This is a genomic window from Mycolicibacterium sp. XJ662, from assembly GCF_053484035.1.
The window spans coordinates 1-18,549 of sequence record NZ_JBEFTL010000010.1 but is presented as its reverse complement, the minus strand read 5'-3'; the positions used below and the strand labels follow the sequence as shown (position 1 = coordinate 18,549).

Annotated in this window: 10 protein-coding genes and 1 pseudogene; 5 read left to right on the top strand and 6 right to left on the bottom strand. The window is 67.5% G+C overall.

Going from position 1 to position 18,549, the window contains the following annotated elements:
- The first annotated feature begins 20 nt into the window (after positions 1 to 20).
- Complete coding sequence (locus ABQE93_RS21685) at positions 21 to 1,154, top strand: phosphotransferase family protein (RefSeq protein WP_448410655.1); 1,134 nt, start codon at positions 21 to 23, stop codon at positions 1,152 to 1,154.
- On the top strand, positions 1,154 to 2,266 hold the full coding sequence (locus ABQE93_RS21680; RefSeq protein WP_448410656.1) for an Rv3169 family protein: 1,113 nt from the start codon (positions 1,154 to 1,156) through the stop codon (positions 2,264 to 2,266). The genes ABQE93_RS21685 and ABQE93_RS21680 overlap by 1 nt, the downstream gene beginning before the upstream one ends.
- Positions 2,267 to 2,326: 60 nt before the next feature.
- On the opposite strand, the gene ABQE93_RS21675 is transcribed toward ABQE93_RS21680, so the two are convergent.
- Together ABQE93_RS21675 and ABQE93_RS21670 are read right to left on the bottom strand one after the other, a co-directional pair.
- A complete protein-coding gene (locus ABQE93_RS21675) occupies positions 2,327 to 3,856 on the bottom strand; it encodes a flavin-containing monooxygenase (RefSeq protein ID WP_448410657.1) in 1,530 nt (509 codons plus the stop codon).
- A 40-nt stretch (positions 3,857 to 3,896) separates the two neighbouring features.
- Positions 3,897 to 4,880, bottom strand: a complete 984-nt coding sequence (locus ABQE93_RS21670; RefSeq protein WP_448410658.1) for a TIGR03617 family F420-dependent LLM class oxidoreductase — start codon at positions 4,878 to 4,880, stop codon at positions 3,897 to 3,899.
- A 19-nt stretch (positions 4,881 to 4,899) separates the two neighbouring features.
- On the opposite strand from ABQE93_RS21670, the gene ABQE93_RS21665 reads away from it, so the two are divergent.
- Positions 4,900 to 6,261: a flavin monoamine oxidase family protein gene (locus ABQE93_RS21665; RefSeq protein WP_448410659.1), complete on the top strand. Its 1,362-nt coding sequence runs from the start codon at positions 4,900 to 4,902 to the stop codon at positions 6,259 to 6,261.
- Here ABQE93_RS21665 and ABQE93_RS21660 read toward each other — a convergent pair.
- Entirely contained in the window at positions 6,258 to 7,229 is a 972-nt protein-coding gene (locus ABQE93_RS21660) for an alpha/beta fold hydrolase (protein WP_448410660.1), read from the bottom strand. The genes ABQE93_RS21665 and ABQE93_RS21660 overlap by 4 nt on opposite strands.
- Positions 7,230 to 7,387: 158 nt before the next feature.
- Here ABQE93_RS21660 and ABQE93_RS21655 point away from each other — a divergent pair.
- Positions 7,388 to 8,359 (top strand): annotated as a pseudogene (locus ABQE93_RS21655) (NADPH:quinone oxidoreductase family protein).
- 7 nt (positions 8,360 to 8,366) lie between these two features.
- Here the strand turns inward: ABQE93_RS21655 and mbtM are convergent.
- Both mbtM and ABQE93_RS21645 read right to left on the bottom strand, forming a co-directional pair.
- On the bottom strand, positions 8,367 to 9,899 hold the full coding sequence (mbtM, locus tag ABQE93_RS21650) for a long-chain-fatty acid--ACP ligase MbtM (RefSeq protein ID WP_448410661.1): 1,533 nt from the start codon (positions 9,897 to 9,899) through the stop codon (positions 8,367 to 8,369).
- A gap of 89 nt (positions 9,900 to 9,988) precedes the next feature.
- Complete coding sequence (locus ABQE93_RS21645; protein WP_448410662.1) at positions 9,989 to 11,140, bottom strand: 3-keto-5-aminohexanoate cleavage protein; 1,152 nt, start codon at positions 11,138 to 11,140, stop codon at positions 9,989 to 9,991.
- 340 nt (positions 11,141 to 11,480) lie between these two features.
- Between ABQE93_RS21645 and ABQE93_RS21640 the strand changes: the two genes are divergently transcribed.
- Entirely contained in the window at positions 11,481 to 12,137 is a 657-nt protein-coding gene (locus ABQE93_RS21640) for a methyltransferase family protein (protein WP_448410673.1), read from the top strand.
- 6 nt (positions 12,138 to 12,143) lie between these two features.
- Here ABQE93_RS21640 and ABQE93_RS21635 read toward each other — a convergent pair.
- The coding region (locus ABQE93_RS21635; RefSeq protein WP_448410663.1) for a non-ribosomal peptide synthetase at positions 12,144 to 18,549 on the bottom strand (6,406 nt) is incomplete at its 5' end.

Below are 18,549 nucleotides of genomic sequence, written 5' to 3'. Positions count from 1 at the left end.
TCAACGAAGGATGGTTCCGGATGGCTAGCGAACCGGCGGTAGAGGATGTCGGCCGCCTCGAGCATTCCAGTCGTGACGTCAGCACCCTGCCCGGTGTGATGTCCGAGTGGCTGTCGACAGTGCTACCCGGCGGCGTCGCTCCGGAAATCACCGTGGAGAGCGGCGTCGACGCCAACGGCATGTCCTCGGAGACCATCATCCTGACGGGCCGTTGGGAACAGGGCGGGCAACCGCAGGAACAGAAATGGGTGGCGCGCGTCGCCCCCGCCGCCCAGGACGTTCCGGTGTTCTCGTCCTACCGGATGGATCACCAGTTCGACGTCATCCGGTTGGTCGGCGAGAAGACCGACGTGCCGGTGCCGCCGGTGCGCTGGTTGGAGAACAGCGGGTCGGTGCTGGGCACGCCGTTCTTCCTGATGGACTACGTCGACGGCAGGGTGCCGCCCGACGTCATGCCCTACACCTTCGGCGGCAACTGGTTCTTCGACTCCCCCGCCGAACAGCAACGAGAACTCCAGGACAACACCGTCGACGTGTTGGCCAAGGTGCACTCGATTCCCGACCCGCAGAGCACCTTCGGCTTCCTCGACGACGGCTCCGACGACAACGCGTTGCGGCGAAACCTCAACTGGCTCAAGGACTGGTATCAGTTCGCCGTTCCCGATATCGGACGCTCGCCGCTTGTCGAGCAGGCGCTGGAGTGGTTGGAGGCCAACTGGCCGGCCGACGTCGCGGCCACGGACCCGGTGCTGGTGTGGGGTGACTCGCGCGTCGGCAACGTGCTCTACTCCGGGTTTGCGCCGGTGGCCGTACTGGATTGGGAGATGGCCACATTGGGCCCGCGCGAGATGGACGTCGCGTGGATGATCTTTGCGCACATGGTCTTTCAAGAACTGGCCGGGCTGGCCGGCCTGCCCGGCATGCCCGACTTCATGCGCGAAGAAGACGTCAAGGCGGCCTACACCGAACGCACCGGGGTCAAACTCGGTGATCTGAAGTGGTTCTACGTGTACTCGGGCGTGATATGGGCGTGTGTGTTCATGCGGACCAGCGCCCGGCGCGTGCGCTTCGGTGAGATCGAGCAGCCCGAGGACGTCGAATCGTTGTTCTATCACGGGTCGTTGCTCAAGCGGCTCATTACAGGAGAGGCCTGATGCTCGGACCCATCGACGAATTCCCCGTACACCAGATCCCGCAGCCGATCGCCTGGCCGGGATCGTCGGACCGCAACTTCTACGACCGCTCCTATCTCAACGCCCACGACCGCACCGGTGACATCTTCCTGATCACCGGCATCGGGTACTACCCCAACCTCGGGGTCAAGGATGCGTTCGTCCTCGTGCGGCGCAACGACGTCCAGACCGCGGTGCATCTGTCCGACGGCATCGACGCCGACCGGCTCAACCCGCACGTGCTGGGATATCGCGTCGAGGTCACCGAACCGCTCAACAAGCTGCGGGTGGTGCTCGAGGAGACCGACGGTATGGCCGTCGACCTGACCTGGGAGGGGCTGTTTCCCGCCGTGCAGGAGCAACGCCACGTGCTGCGTACCGGTACCCGGGTCACGCTCGACGCGCAGCGCTTCGCGCAGGTCGGCAGTTGGAGCGGGACCATCGTGATCGACGGTGAGGAGATCTCCGTCGACCCGTCGGTATGGATCGGCACCCGCGACCGCTCGTGGGGTATCCGACCGATCGGTGAACCCGAACCGGCGGGCCGTCCCGCAGATCCGCCGTTCGAGGGTATGTGGTGGCTCTACGTACCGATGGCGTTCGACGACTTCGGGATCGTGCTGATCATCCAGGAAGATCCGACCGGGTTCCGCAGCCTCAACGACTGCACGCGGGTCTGGCGCGACGGCCGTGTCGAACAGCTCGGCTGGCCCCGGGTGAAGATCCACTACACGTCGGGGACGCGAATTCCCTACGGCGCCACCATCGAAGCCACCACGCCGGAGGGTAAGCCGGTGGTGTTCGAGGTCGAGTCGAAGTTGGCGGTGCCCATCCACATCGGCGGCGGGTACGGCGGCGATTCCGATTGGCTGCACGGGATGTGGAAGGGCGAGAAGTTCACCGAGCGACTGACCTACGACATGACCGACCCGTCGGTCAACGGCAAGGCCATGTTCGGCGTCATCGACCACGTCGGCCGTGCGGTGTGCACGGAGGGCGGCAAATCGGCCGAGGGTTGGGGCCTGTTCGAGCACGGTGCGCTGGGCCGCCACGACCCGTCGGGCTTCGCCGACTGGTTCACCGTCGCCCCGTAATCAGTGATTTCGGCGCGCTAATCCACCCTGACGGGGCATGAGCGCGCCGAAATCACAAAATCAGCCGGCCTTCACCTGTGCGACGCTGACCCGGCCGAACACCATGGACTCCTCGATGCGGTCGAAGCGGTGATCGATGGCGTCCAGCACGTAGTTGTGCCGCACGTTCCAGGGCCGTTCGGTACCGGACTTCGGTAGCTCGTGGCCGGTGCGCTGCACGTAGCCGGCGTTGATGTTCCACGCCGGCTTCTCCTGCATCGGCCGCTCCCCCAGATGCGGGTAGGCGTGGGTGTAGCCCTGCTCGTCCATGTAGGCGATCAACCGCGCGAACGCGCGCGCCGTCAGATCGGCGCGCAGCGTCCACGAGGCGTTGATGTAGCCGACGCACCAGGCCAGGTTCGGCACGTCCTCGAGCATGTGCTCCTTGTAGACGAACCGGTCCTGCGGCTTGAACTCCTCGCCGTCGATGCTCAACGCGACGCCGCCGAGCGCCTGCAGCTGGATGCCGGTCGCGGTGATGATCACGTCGGCGTCGATGCGCTCCCCCGACCGCAGTTTGATGCCGGCGGCGTCGATCCGGTCGATCCGGTCGGTCACCACGTCGAGCTTGCCCTGGTTGATCACCTCGTAGAAGTCGTAGTCGAGCATGGCGCACAACCGCTGGTCCCACGGGTCGTAGGGCGGATTGAAGTGCACGTCGACCGGATAGCCCTCGGGCAGGTTGGCTTTGGCGCGGCCTCGGATGAAACGCCTGCTGAGCTTGGGCGCAATCCGGGCGAACCCGTAGACGAACACCGTGAACAACGTGTTGTAGAACCGTGCGGCGCGGTAGCCGAGCCGTTTCGGCAGCACTTTCCGCAGCGCCTGCACGATCGGGTTGATCCGCTGGGTCGACAACATGTAGGTCGGTGAGCGCTGCAGCATGGTGACGTGGCCGGCGGTTTCGGTCAGCGTCGGGATCATGCTGACCGCCGTCGCGCCGCTGCCGATCACCACGATGCGCTTGCCCGCGTAATCCAGCGACTCCGGCCAGTGCTGCGGATGCACCACGTCACCGGCGAACTCGTCGAGGCCGGGGAAATCCGGCCGGTACGGTTCGTCGTAGTTGTAGTAGCCGGTGCCGAAGAACAGGAACCGGGCGCGATAGGTCTTCGGGGTGCCGTTCTCCTCCGCCTGCACCGTCCAGGTGTCGGTCGTCGAATCCCAATCTGCCGACAGCACATGGTTGTTGAACCGGATGTGCTTGTCGATGCCGTGCTTTTGAGCGGTCTGCTCCAGGTAGTCACGGATGTCGGGCCCGTCGGCGACGTTCTCCGGGCGGGTCCACGGCTCGAAGGGGTAGCTCAGCGTGATGATGTCGCTGTCAGAGCGGATACCCGGATAGGTGTGCAGATCCCAGGTCCCGCCGATCCGCGCGCGTCGTTCCAGCACGGTGTAGGAGGACGTCGGGTTCTTCTCCTGCACGCGGTAGGCGGCGCCGATTCCCGAGATCCCCGCACCGAGGATCAGCACATCGGAGTAATCCGTCTGCACGTCGGTGCGCCCATCGATACCAGTCGGCTCTTCGCGCAAGCGCTCATCGCCACTCATCTCGAACCTCCTTTGGTCCCGCTGAGTACCACGATATGTGTCAGGCACCCAAAGCGTCGACGATCTCGGCCAACGACTCGACCGCGATCGGTCCGGGCTGGTAGAGGCAGATGCGGTCCGAGACGCCGTCGACGCGGTCGCGCACGTGCGCGGCGACTTGGGCGGGGCTGCCACATGCGGCGATGGTGTGCAGCATGTCGTCGTCGATCAGAGTCGCCATCTCCTGCCAGCGGCCCTGCTTGGACAACGTGTTGAGTTCCGGTTGAAGTTCCCCCCAGCCGTGTACGTCCAGGACCGGGCGGTACGCCGGGGTGGACCCGTAGAACGAGAGCAACCGGCGCGCCGCCGCATGGTCGTCGTCGTCCACCGACACGATGATCTCCGGGACGACGGCGAAGTCCTCGGCGCGACGGCCGGCGGCGGCCAGCCCGTCACGCACCGCCGGCATCGTCACCTCGTGCAGGAACCGCTTCGAACCGAACGGCATCACCAGCAGGCCGTCGGCGACCTCGGCGGTGGCCCGCGTCAACCGCGGGCCCAGCGCACCCAGATAGATCGGCGGCGGGCCGTACGGGTTGGGGCCGGGGTTGAAGGTCGGCGTCATCAGGGTGTGCCGGTAGTACTCGCCGCGGAAATCCAGGCGCCCGCCGGTGTTCCACGTGTCGAACACCGCGCGCAGCGCCCCGACCATCTCCTTCATCCGCGCCACCGGCCGGTCGAAGGCGGCGCCGTAGCGCTTCTCGACCTGCGCGCGCACCTGGGTGCCGAGGCCCAGAATGAAGCGGCCCTGCGCCAGCAACTGCATGTCGTTGGCCTGGTGTGCGAGCTGGATTGGGTTGCGGGGAAAGGCGATCGCCACGTTGGTCATCAGATCGAGGCCGGACACCGTGGACGCCAGCGTCAACGGCGCGAACACGTCGTGTGGACCCTCGAAGGTGAACACCCCACTGGCTCCGGCCTCGCGTAGCGCCTGCGCCCGCTCGATCGCATCGGTTGGGCCGAACAGCGCAGTCATCACCCTCACGACGTGAGAGCCTAACTGGGTGACTTCTTCTGCCCTGCCCGCCCGAGCCGACGTCGTGGTCGTCGGCGCCGGGTTCGCGGGGCTGACGGCGGCCAGGGATTTGACGCGCCTCGGCCACGACGTGCTGGTGTTGGAGGGCCGCGACCGGGTCGGCGGCCGTTCGATGACGGCGACTATCGCCGGGGTGCCGGTCGATCTCGGTGCGACGTTCGTCGGCCCAACGCAGGATGCCGTCGTCGCCCTCGCCAAAGAGCTCGGTTGCCCGACCGAGCCCACCTACGTGCGCGGTAAGAACCTCATCCACTGGCGCGGGCGGGTGCGGTCCTATCGCAGCACGATTCCGCGGCTGTCGATTCTCGAACTGCTCGACGTGTCACGCATCCAGTGGCGGTTCGACCGCGTCTGCCGCCGGGTGCCGGTCGATGCGCCGTGGACCTCGCCGATCGCCGACACCCTGGACTCCAAAACCCTCGACGACTGGCTGCGCTACGTCCGCGCGAGCGCGTCGACGCGGGATCTGATGGCGATCATGGCGCGGGTGACGTGGGGCGCCGAACCCGACGAGGTGTCGATGTTGCACGCCGCGCGTTACGTCAAGGCCGCAGGCGGTATCGGCCGCATGCTCGACGTCGAAGGCGGCGCCCAACAGGACCGCTTCCCGGGCGGCACCCAGCAGATCGCGCTGCGGATCGCCGATGAGCTTGGGCCGCGGGTGGTGTTGGACGCCGTCGTACGTCGCGTCGACCGCCATCCCGACGGCACGCTGACCGTGGGTGGTGACCGCGGCGACGTCACGGCCAAAGCGGTTGTGGTGGCCGTCCCCCCGGCGCACCGCGGCGGCATCGAGTTCCACCCCGAGCTGCCGCCCGAGCAGGAAAAGTTGGTAAACCATTGGCCCCAGGGCAATCTCAGCAAGGCCTATGTCGCCTACGAGACACCGTTCTGGCGGGCCGGCGGATGTTCGGGTGAGGCGCTCTCCGACGAGGGACCGGTCTTCATCACGTTCGACGTCAGCCCCGGCGACGACGGCCCGGGAATCCTGTTGGGGTTCACCGACGCCCGGTCATTTGACGCGCTGGCCCCCGAACAACGCCGCGAGCGCGCGCTGGCCGGTTTCACGGCGTTGTTCGGCGAAGACGCGGCGAACCCGATCGACTATCTCGACCATCGCTGGGGCGCAGAGGAGTTCGCGCCTGGTGGTCCCACCGCGGCTGTACCGACGGGGTCGTGGACCACCTACGGGCCGTGGCTGCGCAAGCCGGTCGACAACATCTTCTGGGCGGGCACCGAAACCGCTGACAAGTGGAGCGGGTTCCTCGACGGGGCGGTGCGCTCCGGTAAGCGCGCCGCCGACGAAGTGCACCGGGCGCTCACGGCCTAGGAGGTGTCCCGGCGGGCCGGGCGGACAGACCCAGCGCGGCGTTCGGCGCCGACCGACTCGACCAGCTGGCGCAGGCGCTTGTTGACTTCGTCGGGACATTCGAGGATCGCGCAGTGCCCGCCGGCCAGTTCCACGAACTCGGTCAGGTTGGGCACCTCGTTGGCGATGCGACGAGCCGACGCGACCGGCAGGAGCCGATCCTTTTCGCTGCCTATGACCAACGTCGGCACGACGAGGTTGGCCAGCCCGATGTGCTGCGGACCCAGGTGGTCGACGAGCGTGCGGGCCCAGCCGCCGCGGCCGGCGGGAGGGGTTTGGGCGAACAGCTCGTGCACGAACGCCGCGATCGCGGGGTCGGCGTCGCGGCCTACCGCCAGCATGGACAGGAAACGCTGGTTCGGGCCGTAGGCGGCGCGCGGTACCGGCGTCGCGCCGAACGTCTTGAGCAGCGTGCCCGCGGCGCGTACCCGAACGCCAGCAAGCGCCGCGGGCACCGGCAGCAGCTGCACGTTGCGCAGCAGGTCACCGGTGGTGGTGTTGATCAGCGCGACGGCGGCCGCGCGGTCAGACACCCGGTCGGGGTAGCGCTCGGCCCACGAGGTGATCGCGATGCCGCCCATCGAGTGGCCCGCCACGACGGCGCGTTCATCGGGGGCCACCGTCGCATCGAGTACGCAGTCGAGGTCAGCGGCCAGGTGTTCGAGGCTGTATCCGCTGCGGCGCGGGGGGACGCCGCTGCGGCCGTGGCCGCGGTGGTCGTAGGCGATCACCCGGTAGTCGCGCGACAGGTCGGTGATCTGGTGCGCCCACACCCGCAGCGCGCAGGTGATGCCGTGGGCCAGCACGACGGGCTGGCCGTCGTCGGGCCCGAAGACCTCGGCGTGCAGGCGGGTGCCGTCCGTCGCGCGCACGGTGACGGGCCGGCCCGGCGGTAGTGCCTGCGCGGGGGCGAAAGCTCCTGCCCGCATGCTCGGGGTGTAACCACGACCCATTGGTGCTCCGATCGATTTCAGCAACGCTGCCGCATAAGTTAGCTTATCTTCGCGTCTGTGTGGCGGGTAGCACCGAAACGCCCCTTTGGGCGGCGAGTCCGGGGCCGGGCATCCGGGGAGGTTAAATGGGCGCCATGCGCGCAATTCAGATAGCCAGCCTGGACGGGCCACAGGCCGCCAAACTCGTCGAGATCGACGAGCCCGACGGCCGCGACGCCGTTGTCATCGATGTGCACGCGGCCGGTGTCGCGTTTCCCGACGTGCTGCAGTCCCGCGGGCTCTACCAGTACAAACCGGAGATGCCCTACACCCCGGGCGGTGAGGTCGCCGGCGTGGTGCGCAGCGCACCTGCGGGCGCGCAGGTGACCGCGGGTGACCGGGTGGCTGCGCTGACCATGCTGTGCGGCGGGATGGCTGAAGTGGTCGCGTTGCCCGCCGAACGGGTGTTCAAGCTGCCCGACAACGTGTCGTTCGAGGCCGGCGCCGGCCTGCTCTTCAACGACCTGACCATGCACCACGGACTGCTGACCCGGGGCCGGCTGGCCGAGGGCGAGACCGTGCTGGTGCACGGGGCGGCCGGCGGCATCGGTACGTCCACGCTGCGGTTGGCGCCGGCGTGGGGCGCGTCGCGGGTGATCGCGGTGGTCAGCACCGAGGGCAAGGTCGAGGCCGCCCGCGCCGCCGGAGCCTCCGATGTGGTGCTTGCCGACGGCTTCAAGGACAAGGTGAAGGAGTTGACGGACGGGCGCGGGGTGGACATCGTCGTCGACCCCGTCGGCGGCGACCGGTTCACCGACTCGTTGCGGTCGCTGGCCCCCGGCGGTCGGCTGCTGGTCATCGGGTTCACCGGCGGCGAGATCCCGACCGTGAAGGTCAACCGGCTGCTGCTCAACAACATCGATGTGGTCGGAGTCGGCTGGGGCGCTTGAACTTTCACTCATCCCAACTATCTCGCCGAGCAGTGGGCCGAGCTGGAGCCGCTGCTGGCGTCGGGCACGGTGTCGGCACCAGAACCGGTGATCTACCCGTTCGAGCGCGCCGCGGATGCGATCGCGGCGCTGGAGGACCGCTCAGCCAAGGGCAAGGTCGTCGTCAAGGTGCGCTGAGCGCGGCTCAACCGCCGCGTTTGGCAACGACGTCGTGTTGGACCTCCAGACGGCGCAACTTGCCCGACGTCGTTCTCGGCAGCGCGCCGGGGCGCACGAAGATCACGTCCGAGGGGACGACACCGCACTCTGACGCGACGCGCCTGATGACCTCGGCACGGACACCGTCTTCGTCGGGTCCGCGGAACTCCGCGACGATCACGACGCCGGGCCGCACGGAGCGTTCACCGACGCCGACGGCCACGACGGCGCCCTCGCGCACGCCCGGGGCCGCCGCGGCCACCCGCTCGACTTCAGCCGGGAAGACGTTGCGCCCAGCCACGGTGATCAGTTCCTTGGCGCGTCCGCACACCACGAGGCCACCGTCGACCAGGTAGCCCAGATCGCCAGTGGGAAACCATTCGTCGGTGCCCAGCGGCTCATCGCCGCGATAGCCCGACATCATCGACGACCCGCGGATCATCACCTCGCCGACCCCGCGCTGCCCATGCTCGCCCGGTTCGACGCGCACCGACATGCCCGCTATCGGCGCACCGAGGATCGCGTGGCCGGCGTCGTCGACGACAAGGCCGCGGCCGGGTTCGGGAACAGTTACCGCACAGGTGGCTTCGGCCAGCCCGTACGACGGTGCCAGTGCGCCGCCATCGAACCCGAAGCGGGCCATCTCGGTGGCGAACCGCGCGGTCAGCTCACAATCGACGGGTTCACCGCCGTTGAGCGCGAAGCGCACGCTGCTCAGGTCCACGTCGGTGACGCGCCGCGAATACTTGCCGATCAACCCGTAGGCCATGTTCGGCGCGGCGGTGATGGTGGCGCGGCTCTCGGTGAGCCAGTTCAGCCAGCGAAACGGCGACGCCTGAAAAGCCGCCGTCGGTGCCTGCCACACATCGGTGCCGCCCAGGGCGCCTGCGAGCAGAAAGCTCAACCCCATGTCGTGATACAGCGGCAACCAGGAGCACCCGACGTCTGCCGGCGTCACATCGATGCGGGCGTTGAGGCCGCTGAGGTTGGCCAGCACCGCGTCCGGTGACAGCTGCACCGTGCGCGGGGCACCCGTGGACCCCGCGGTGCCCTGCAGTAGCGCCACCGGGTCCGGATCATCGGGGGCCACCAACGTGGACGAACGTCGTACGGGGGCAACGGAGCTGAGCTCCTTGACGATCAAGGGTCCGTCGGCGGCCGACAACCGTTCGAGATGAGACCCGTGGCTGAGGACGTGGCTGATCCCCATGCCGCTAAACCGGGTCAGGATGCTCTGCGCCCACTGGTCTGAATCCGCGCCGCGGACCGGGCCAGGTCCGATCGATACCGCGACACCGGCCTGGAAGGCACCGAGGATCGCCGCGATCAACTCGACGGTGGGATCCCCGGTCAGGCCGAGCGCGGTGACGTCGTCGTTGCGCAGCCAGTCGGCGACGTTCTCCGATCGTGCGTGTACCTCCGGCCACGGATGGCGCATCCACTGCCCGTCGTCCAGGACGACCAGATACCTGTCGCTGCTCGATAACCGCTCGGCAAGCGCGGCTGCCAACGAGCTCATCGCACCTCATACGTGTTGATCTTGGGAACCGGTCGCCTCGACACGGTTCGCTGAGGCAAAGTTAATGGATCGCGGCGCGATGTGGATGGCTACGTGTGACGGCCCGTTGCGGTCGGTACCGGAGCTGAGGCGTCCTCGGGCAGCTCGACCCTGATCGCACGTTCGGGGCAGGCCGCCGCACCCTCGACGGCCTTGTCGAACAGCGCTTCGCCGACGAAGGGCTTGACGACGACGCAGTAGCCCTCCGAATCGGCTTGGTATATCTCCGGTGCATGTGTGTAGCACACACCCCAGCCCAGACAGCGATTGCGGTTGACGACTACCCGCACCATTTCGCTTTCGTCCACACCGGCGGCAGCGAAGCGGGCGCGCACATCATCCTGTGTGGCTGGACTGAACCCGCGCCTGGCGACGAGGTCGACCGCGCGGTCCACCATCCTGGCATTGGTCACTGTCCGGTACACCAACGGGTTGTCCCCGATGCCCACCCGAATCCCCAGCCCGCGCTCCAGTGCGTGCTCCCACAGCTCTTGACAGCGTTCGGCTGAGGTCATCGCATATGGCACGACGACGACCTCATGGTCGACCCATTTCGGGATCCGCGAGATCAGGAAGTCCATGACGTCGGGGGCGGGATCACTGTAGGAAACCCAGCGATCGGAGAAGAACAACTTGATGTTCAACGGTTGCCGCAAGACCCCGATGCGGGCGGCCAGCATCACCCAGCGCAGATCGACGGCGTTGAACACCGAGATGCTGGGCACCAACCTCAACTTCGTGAGCCGATCGAGCTCAGCCAGGTAAGGAGGATGTGCGCCGCTCGAGTCGTCGGTGCCGTTACCGGCCACCTCGAACTGGTTCTTGTCTTCGTGCCAGAAGACCTGCTCGACGTGTTGGGCCGGCTCGAACGGCGCGAAAAACAGCGCGGTACCGTCCGGCGGGCGCTCGGCCAACGCCACGATGTGCTCGAGGCTGCCGGCGTAGCCCGGGTAGGCGAGCGGGTCGACCTCCCGGGCCGCGGTGGTCAAGATCGCGCGGGAGACGTCGTCATCGGCCCAGGCTTGCCGTCCGTCGTCATAGCGAGCGTGGTAGTGAACAACGCTCGCACCGTGCTGAATGCACTCCACGACATCGCGTGCCGTCTCGTCAGCCCCGTGGGGAACGTTCGGGTTCAGTTCCTTGCCGGCCTTGCCGTTTATCCCGACCTCGAGGTACACCCTGCCGTCGTCGCGAAAACTCATTGCAGTGCCGCCTTTCTCCGCAGGTGTCCACCACCACGACCCTGGCGTCACGCCTTCCCGACGAGCCGCAGTTGCAGATGCTCCGGTGACGGTCCAGAGTTTACACATTGGCCATTGTATAAATGATCGGGCCGGGACTGGATTGGGACCTGCGACTCCCCTGCCGCGAGGTGAACTCCGCGACGTGCGTGCGCGAACTCGCGCTCGAGCACGGTGTGTCGGCCGCTGGGCCCACCGCGAAGCATGGGCAACACGCATGCTCGCGGGAAAGGGTGGGGCCACGGTAGTTTTAGCCTGTCAGACCGACGAGTGTGGAGGTTGTGTGAAAGCCCTTCTGAAGATGCTGATGTTGGGGCTTCTCGAGATCACGGTGTTCGGCTTGGTGCTGTTCGGTTTGGCCGGCACGTTCGACTACTGGCAGGCGTGGGCTTTCCTGGCGGTGTTCGCCCTTTCGACGTGGCTGCCCAGCATGTACCTGCTTCGCGCGGATCCCGATGCGCTGCAGCGGCGTAAGCGCGCGGGCCCCGTGGCCGAAACCCGCACGGTGCAAAAGCTGCTCATCGCGGGGTGGTACGTGTCGTTGGCGGCGATGGTGCTCGTCAGCACCCTGGACCACCGGTTCGGCTGGTCGGAGGTACCCGCGGCGATCAGCATCGCCGGTGCTGTCCTGGTGGCCATCGGGCTCGGTGTCACCAGCCTGGTGGTGATTCAGAACAGCTTCGCGGCCTCCACGGTGCAGGTCGAGTCGGACCAGAAGCTCGTCGACACGGGCCTGTACGGGCTGGTGCGCCACCCGATGTACACCGGCAACGTGATCACGATCCTCGGCTTCCCGCTTGCCTTGGGCTCCTACTGGGGGCTGCTTGCCGTACTACCCGGGGTGCTCATGCTTGTGCTGCGCATCGGCGATGAGGAGAAGATGCTCATCGATGAGTTGGACGGCTACCGGGAGTACGCGCAGAAGGCGCGTTATCGTCTGGTACCGCTGCTGTGGTGATGGGGGCTACGACTCGCCGGTCGGCCTGACGGCTTCGTCCATCAACCGGCTCAGGCTTCGCACCGTCGGGGCCTCCAATAACGTTGGCACGGTGAGGTGCACGTCAAGGGCCGTGTTGATCGCGGCGACCGCCCGCATGGCGGCCAGCGAATCCCCGCCCAGGTCGAAGAACGACTCGTCGACACCGACGCGGTCCACGCCGAGCACCTGCGCGTAGATGCTCACCAGGATCTGTTCGACCAACGTCGACGGTGCGCTGTAGGCGGCGCCGGGGTCGCGGGCTTCCGGTGCCGGGGTCGCCGGTTTGCTCCACCGGTTCAGCCGGGAATGCTTGCCGGGCTTCAGCACATCCATCGACAGCAGCCGCCGATTCGGGTGGGCCGTCATCGCCACGAGCACCTGTTTGAACCGTTCCATCAGCGCTTCGATGCCCTCTGCGTCGAACACTTCGGTGTCGTACTGCACGCGTAGCTCGAGTTCGCGGCCCGGCCCGGCCTGTACCGCGAGCGGATAGTGGTAGAAGTCGCGGCTGCTGAACCCGGTGATGGCCAGCCCGTCGACGGCCGGCGCGGTACCGGTGTCGGTCGGATAATTTTCGTAAACGAAGACGGTGTCGAAAAGCCTTTCCTGGCCGGTGATGCGGTGGATATCGCTGAGCGCCAGATGCTGGTGCTCGAGGGTGTCGTTGTGCACGCTTTGCAGCTGGTGCAACAGGGCCGACGGTGTGGTATCGGGTGCGAGGGTGGCGCGCACCGGCACCGTGTTGATCAGCAGGCCCACCATCGAGTCCGCGCCCAGCACCTCCGGCGGCCGACCGGACACGACGGTGCCGAACGCGACGTCGTGCTGTTCGGTCAGCGAGGCGAGCAAGATCGCCCATGCGGCCTGCAGCACGACGTTGACGGTGGTGTGGTGTGACCGTGCCAGCTTGGTGACGCCGCGGGTGGTCTTGGCGGGCACCCGGAACACCTCGACGCTGCGCCGCGCGAACCCGAGCTTCTGCGGTGGCCCGACGAGGATCGGGGTCTCGAAGTCGGCGAACAGTTTCCGCCAGGCCGCTTGTGCGGCAGCGTGATCCCGCTCGGCCAGCCAGGTCATGAAGCTGCGGTAGGGCGAAGCCGCCGGCAGCCGGTGGCCGTGGTAGCCGGCGAAGATCTCCTGCATGAGGATCGGCATCGACCAGCCGTCGAGCACGATGTGGTGGTTGGTCAGCACAAAGCGGTGGCGTTCCGCGCCGACACGGATCAGCGCCACTCGGAAGGGCGGCTGGTGCGCCAGATCGCACACCGCGGCGCGTTCGTCGGCGCAGATCCGGTCGATCTGCTCGTCGACGCCGGAATCGGTTGCGACGTCTTCTAATTCGACATATCGCCACGGCGGGTCGGGGTCGGCGGGTATCAGCTGCAGCGGTTGTTCGAACTGTGCGCAGAACCGGGCGGCCAGGTGCGGGTGCCGGGTGACCACGGCCTGTACGGCTTCGCGGAGCCGGTGGGCGTCGACCGGGCCACTCAGCGCGATGTCGAGTTGCACCGCGTACACATCGTCACCTGAGGAGTTCGCGATGCCGGCGTGGTAGAGCAGACCCTGTTGCAGCGGGGTCAACGGCAGCACGTCGGCGATCGGAGACTGGCGGTGCAGTTCGTCGATCTGCTGCTGGCTCAACCGCACTGGTGCGATGTCGGACGGTGTCAACCCGCCGCCGCCGCGTCGGACGTGCGCGCAGATACCGGCCAGCGCGTCGAACCACAACCGGCTGATGCGCGTGACCGCCGTACGGTCCAGCGCCGACGGCGCCCACGTCCACGTCGCGTTCAGGTGCGGACCGGTGTCGGTGTCTATGGTGGCGGCGTTGAGTTCGACGGTGTGCATCAGCGCGATCGGCATCGCCGCCGCCGCGGCGGTCATCGACAAGCCTTCCTGGCTGAACCGCCACACGTCACCGGATGCGTAGGCCGCCGGAGCGCCAAGGCGCCCAAGGTAGTTGAACCCGATGACCGGGTCCGCCCCGGCCAGGTCGGCGTCGGGGTTCAGGTAGCGCAGCAGCCCGTAGGTCAGGCCGTCGGGCAGGGAACGCAGTTGCTCCTTGGCATCTTTGATCACCGCACCCAGCGCGGCGTCCCCGGCGACCACCTGCGTCCAGCGCAACCCGCCCAGGTTCACGGCCACGGGGTACTTGGCGGTGAACCAGCCCACCGTGCGGGACAGGTCGATGTGTCGATCGGCGCTCTCACCCGCAAGCGGCAAGTCTTCGTCGCGGCCATGGCCCTCGACGTCGATGGCGATCGGCGCGCCGTCGGTGCCCAGGTACTGCGTCCACGCCAACGCGAAGGCGATCAACAGGATTTCGTGCACCGCGGCGTGGAACGCGGCGGGCACCTCGCCGAGCAGCATGTGGGTGGTCTCGGCGTCGAGCAGTTCGGTCAGGTATCCGGCCGTGGCGAAGGTATCGACCGCGGGTTGCGGGGCCGGTAGTGCCGCGGGGATCGCCGCCACCCGCCGCCACGCGTCCGCCTGGGCGACGACGTGTGGGTCGCGGGCGTGTTCGGCCAGAACTTGCGACCACCGCGCAAAGGATGTGCCGGCCGGCGGTAACAGCACCGGCTGCCCACCGCGATGCTGGGTCCAGGCGATGTTGAGGTCTTCCAGCACAATCCGCCAGGACACCCCGTCGACGGCCAGGTGGTGGATGATCAACGCCAGTTGCCCGGTGGAGGCTACCCACAGCGCGCTGAGCATTACGCCCTGCGCGGGGTTCAGCCGCGACCGCGCCGCCACCAGCACCTCATCGGTCAGCGTGTCCACGGAGTGCAACATGCTTCGTGCGTCTACCGAATCGGCTTCGGGGACAGTCAACGACCATCCGCCTGCGCCGTCGTCCTCGGCGCGCAGGCGCAGCATGGCATGCCGGTCCAGCAGGGCCTGCAGTCCCACCACCACGTCGGCTTCGGTCGCGCCGGTGGGCGCCTGCAACAGCACCGTCTGGTTGAACTCGTCGATCGAGCCGTCAATGCCCTTCAACCACTGCATGATCGGGGTGGCGATCACCGCCCCCGTGCCCTCGTCGACCTCGCCGGTAGAGCTGTCGGCCAGCCGGACAACCCGGGCCAGGCGGGCCACGGTCTGCTGAACGAAGATGTCGCGGGGGCGCCCGACCAGCCCCGCGGCGTGGCCGCGCATGATCACCTGGATCGCCGAAATGCTGTCGCCGCCAAGGTCGAAGAACGAGTCGTCAACCCCGACCCGCTCCAACCCGAGGACCTCGGCGTAGATGCCGGCCAGGATCTCCTCGACGGTGTTGGCCGGGGCGCGGTAGTGGTCGACGTCGGTGTACTCGGGCGCAGGAAGCGCGCGGGTGTCGAGCTTGCCGTTGACGGTGAGCGGCAGCGCGTCCAGCGTCACCACGGCCGCAGGAACCATGTAGGCGGGCAGCCGCTCGGCGAGCTGGGCGCGTAGCCCGGCCGGGTCGTCGATACCGGTCACATATCCCACGAGGCGTTTGTCGCCGGGACGGTCCTCGCGGGCGATCACCACCGCCTGTTCAACGCCGTTCAATTCGGCAAGGGCAGCCTGGATCTCACCGAGTTCGATGCGGTAGCCGCGGATCTTGACCTGCTCGTCGGCGCGGCCCAGGTACCTCAACTCACCGTCGGCGCCCCAACACACCAGGTCGCCGGTGCGATACATCCGGGCGCCGGGCCCGCCGAACGGGCACGCGACGAACCGCGTCGCGCTCAGCGCTGCTCGGCCCACATAGCCGGTGCCCACCCCGGCGCCTGCCACGTAAAGCTCCCCCACGACGCCGACCGGCACCGGCCGCAGCCACGCGTCGAGCACGAAGAAGCCCAGGTGCGACAGGGGTCCCCCGATGGGGCTGACGGCGGTGTCGATGTCGTCGATGAGGATCTCGCGGAACGAGGCGTGCACGGTGGTTTCGGTGATTCCGTACATGTTGATCAACCGGGGCGCGTCCGGATGGGTGTCCAGCCACGTCTTGAGCCGCGGCGGCTCCAGGGCCTCACCGCCGAACACCACCACGTCGAGCGCCAGATCGGACGCCGAATCAGGGGTCAGCTCGTCGATGGACTGCAGCGCGTAGAACGCCGACGGCGTCTGGCTCAACACGTTGACCTGCTCGTCGATCAGCAGGTCGTGCAGCTCTTCTGGCGACCGGGCGACTGTATCCGAGACGATCACCAGCCGGCCGCCGTGGAGCAGGGCGCCGAAGATCTCCCAGACGGAGAAGTCGAAGGCCAATGAATGGCTCTGTGTCCACACCTGTTTCGGCGGTAGCTCCAGTCGGGTGTCAATGGCCTCCAGCAACCGGGTGACGTTGTGGTGCGGGATCGCCACGCCCTTGGGCACGCCTGTCGTTCCCGAGGTGTAGATCAGGTAGGCGATGTCGTCGGCGCTGGGTCCCGACAACGCGCTGGTGGGCTGGGTGATGATGCCAGGGTCGTCCACGTCGATGACGACCAGCCCACGGCCGGAAAGCCGGTGGGCCAGATCCGCGGTGGTGAGCGCAACCACCGGTGCGGAATCGCCGAGCACGAACTCCAGCCGCGCATCGGGCACGGATGGGTCGATCGGCACGTAGGCCGCACCGGTCTTGAGGACGGCGAAGATCGCCGCGACCGCTTCGATCGAGCGGGGAAACAGCAACGCCACTCGCTGGCCAGAGCCGACGCCGCGGCCAACCAGCATGTGCGCCAGCCGGTTTGCGGCCTCATCCAGTTCCCGGTAGGTGACCGAGCGACCGTCGAAGCTTACGGCGGCCGCGTCGGGAGTGCGGGCGACCTGCCCCTCGAACAACGCCGCGATCGAGGCTGTGGCAATCGACTCGGTCAGCGCCGCCCGGTTACCGATCGCGTCCACTCGGGCATGTTCGTCGGCGTCGAGGACATCGATCGCCGACAAGGTCCGGGTGGGATCGGTGGTCATGGCGTCGAGCACCCGGTGCAGACGCTCGATCATGGCTTCGATGCTGGAAGTGTCGAACACATCGGTGCGGAACTCGACCGTGCCTGAAATACCGGCGGCCCCACCGGTTTCGGTCCAGCGTTCGGCCAGTGAGAACGACAGGTCCATGCGCGCGGTGTGGGTGTCCAGCGGCATCTGGGTGACCGCCAGATCACCCAGCGTCACCTCGCCTGCCGCGTCGTCACCCTGCCCGGGCACGTTCTGCCAGGCCAGCATCACCTGCACCAGCGGGTGGTGGGTCAGCGACCGGGTCGGGTTGAGCCGCTCCACCAGGAGTTCGAACGGCACGTCCTGATGCTCGAACGCGGCCAGGCTGCGTTCCCGCACCTGGGCCAGCACGTCGGCGACGGTGGGGTCGCCTTCGAGGTCGACCCGCAACACCAACGTGTTGACGAAGAACCCGACCAGTTCGTCGAGGGCGGCGTCGCGGCGGCCGGCGATCGGGAATCCCACCGCCACATCGGAACTCGCGCTGAGTTTGGCCAGCAGCACCGCCAGCGCGGCCTGCATCACCATGAAGCCTGTCGCATTGTGCTGGCGCGCCACCTGGGAGATCTGGCGCTGCAACTCGGCCGGCCAGTCCACCTCCACCCTGGCGCCGCGTTGATCGGCCACCAGCGGGTACGGCCGATCGGTCGGCAGCGCAATGCGTTCCGGCATTCCGGCCAACGCCTCTTCCCAGAAGTTCAGTTGTTGGGCGATCCGGCTGCCGCTGTCCTCGAGCTCGCCGAGTTGGGCGCGCTGCCACAGCGTGTAATCGACGTATTGGACGGCCAGCGGCTGCCATGTCGGCGCTTGCCCGGCGCAGCGGCTGGCGTACGCCACCCCCAGATCGGCCACCAGCGGGGTGATCGACCAGCCGTCGGCGGCGATGTGGTGCACGACGGCCACCAGTACGTGCTCGTCGTCGGCGACACGGAAAAGCCTTGCCCGTAGCGGGATCTCCTTAGCCAGGTCGAAACTGTGCCGCGCGGTTTCTTCGACCACCTCGGCCAGCCGGCTGGCCGACCATGCGCTGGCATCGACGACGTCCCAGCCGAACTCGGCCAGCTCGGCGTCGACAATCTGCTGCTGCGGTATCCCGTCGACGGCCGGGAACACCGTGCGCAGGCTTTCATGGCGTTCCACCACGTCGGCGAACGCCGCGCCGAGCGCATCGACGTCGAGGTGTCCCTCCAGGCGCAGGCCCACGGCGAGGTTGTAAACCGGTGAGGGCCCGTGTAATTGGTCGATGAACCACAGCCGGCTTTGTGCGAACGACAGCGGCACCACCGCGGGCCGCTGCCCGGCGACCAGCGGCTCGAGTTGGTCGTCCTCGCCGCCCAACCGCTGCGCCAACTGAGCGACGGTGGGGGTGTCGAACACCGCGCTGACGACCAGGCCGGTGTCCATCGTCTTGTTGATGGCGGCGACCAGACGCATCGCCAGCAGTGAA

Excerpts from the sequence above, each read along its gene's own strand:
- ABQE93_RS21660 (WP_448410660.1), bottom strand. The coding sequence starts at position 7,229 with ATGCGGGCAGGAGCTTTCGCCCCCGCGCAGGCACTACCGCCGGGCCGG.
- ABQE93_RS21680 (WP_448410656.1), top strand. The coding sequence starts at position 1,154 with ATGCTCGGACCCATCGACGAATTCCCCGTACACCAGATCCCGCAGCCG.
- ABQE93_RS21645 (WP_448410662.1), bottom strand. The coding sequence starts at position 11,140 with ATGAGTTTTCGCGACGACGGCAGGGTGTACCTCGAGGTCGGGATAAAC.
- ABQE93_RS21675 (WP_448410657.1), bottom strand. The coding sequence starts at position 3,856 with ATGAGTGGCGATGAGCGCTTGCGCGAAGAGCCGACTGGTATCGATGGG.
- ABQE93_RS21640 (WP_448410673.1), top strand. The coding sequence starts at position 11,481 with ATGCTGATGTTGGGGCTTCTCGAGATCACGGTGTTCGGCTTGGTGCTG.
- mbtM (WP_448410661.1), bottom strand. The coding sequence starts at position 9,899 with ATGAGCTCGTTGGCAGCCGCGCTTGCCGAGCGGTTATCGAGCAGCGAC.
- ABQE93_RS21685 (WP_448410655.1), top strand. The coding sequence starts at position 21 with ATGGCTAGCGAACCGGCGGTAGAGGATGTCGGCCGCCTCGAGCATTCC.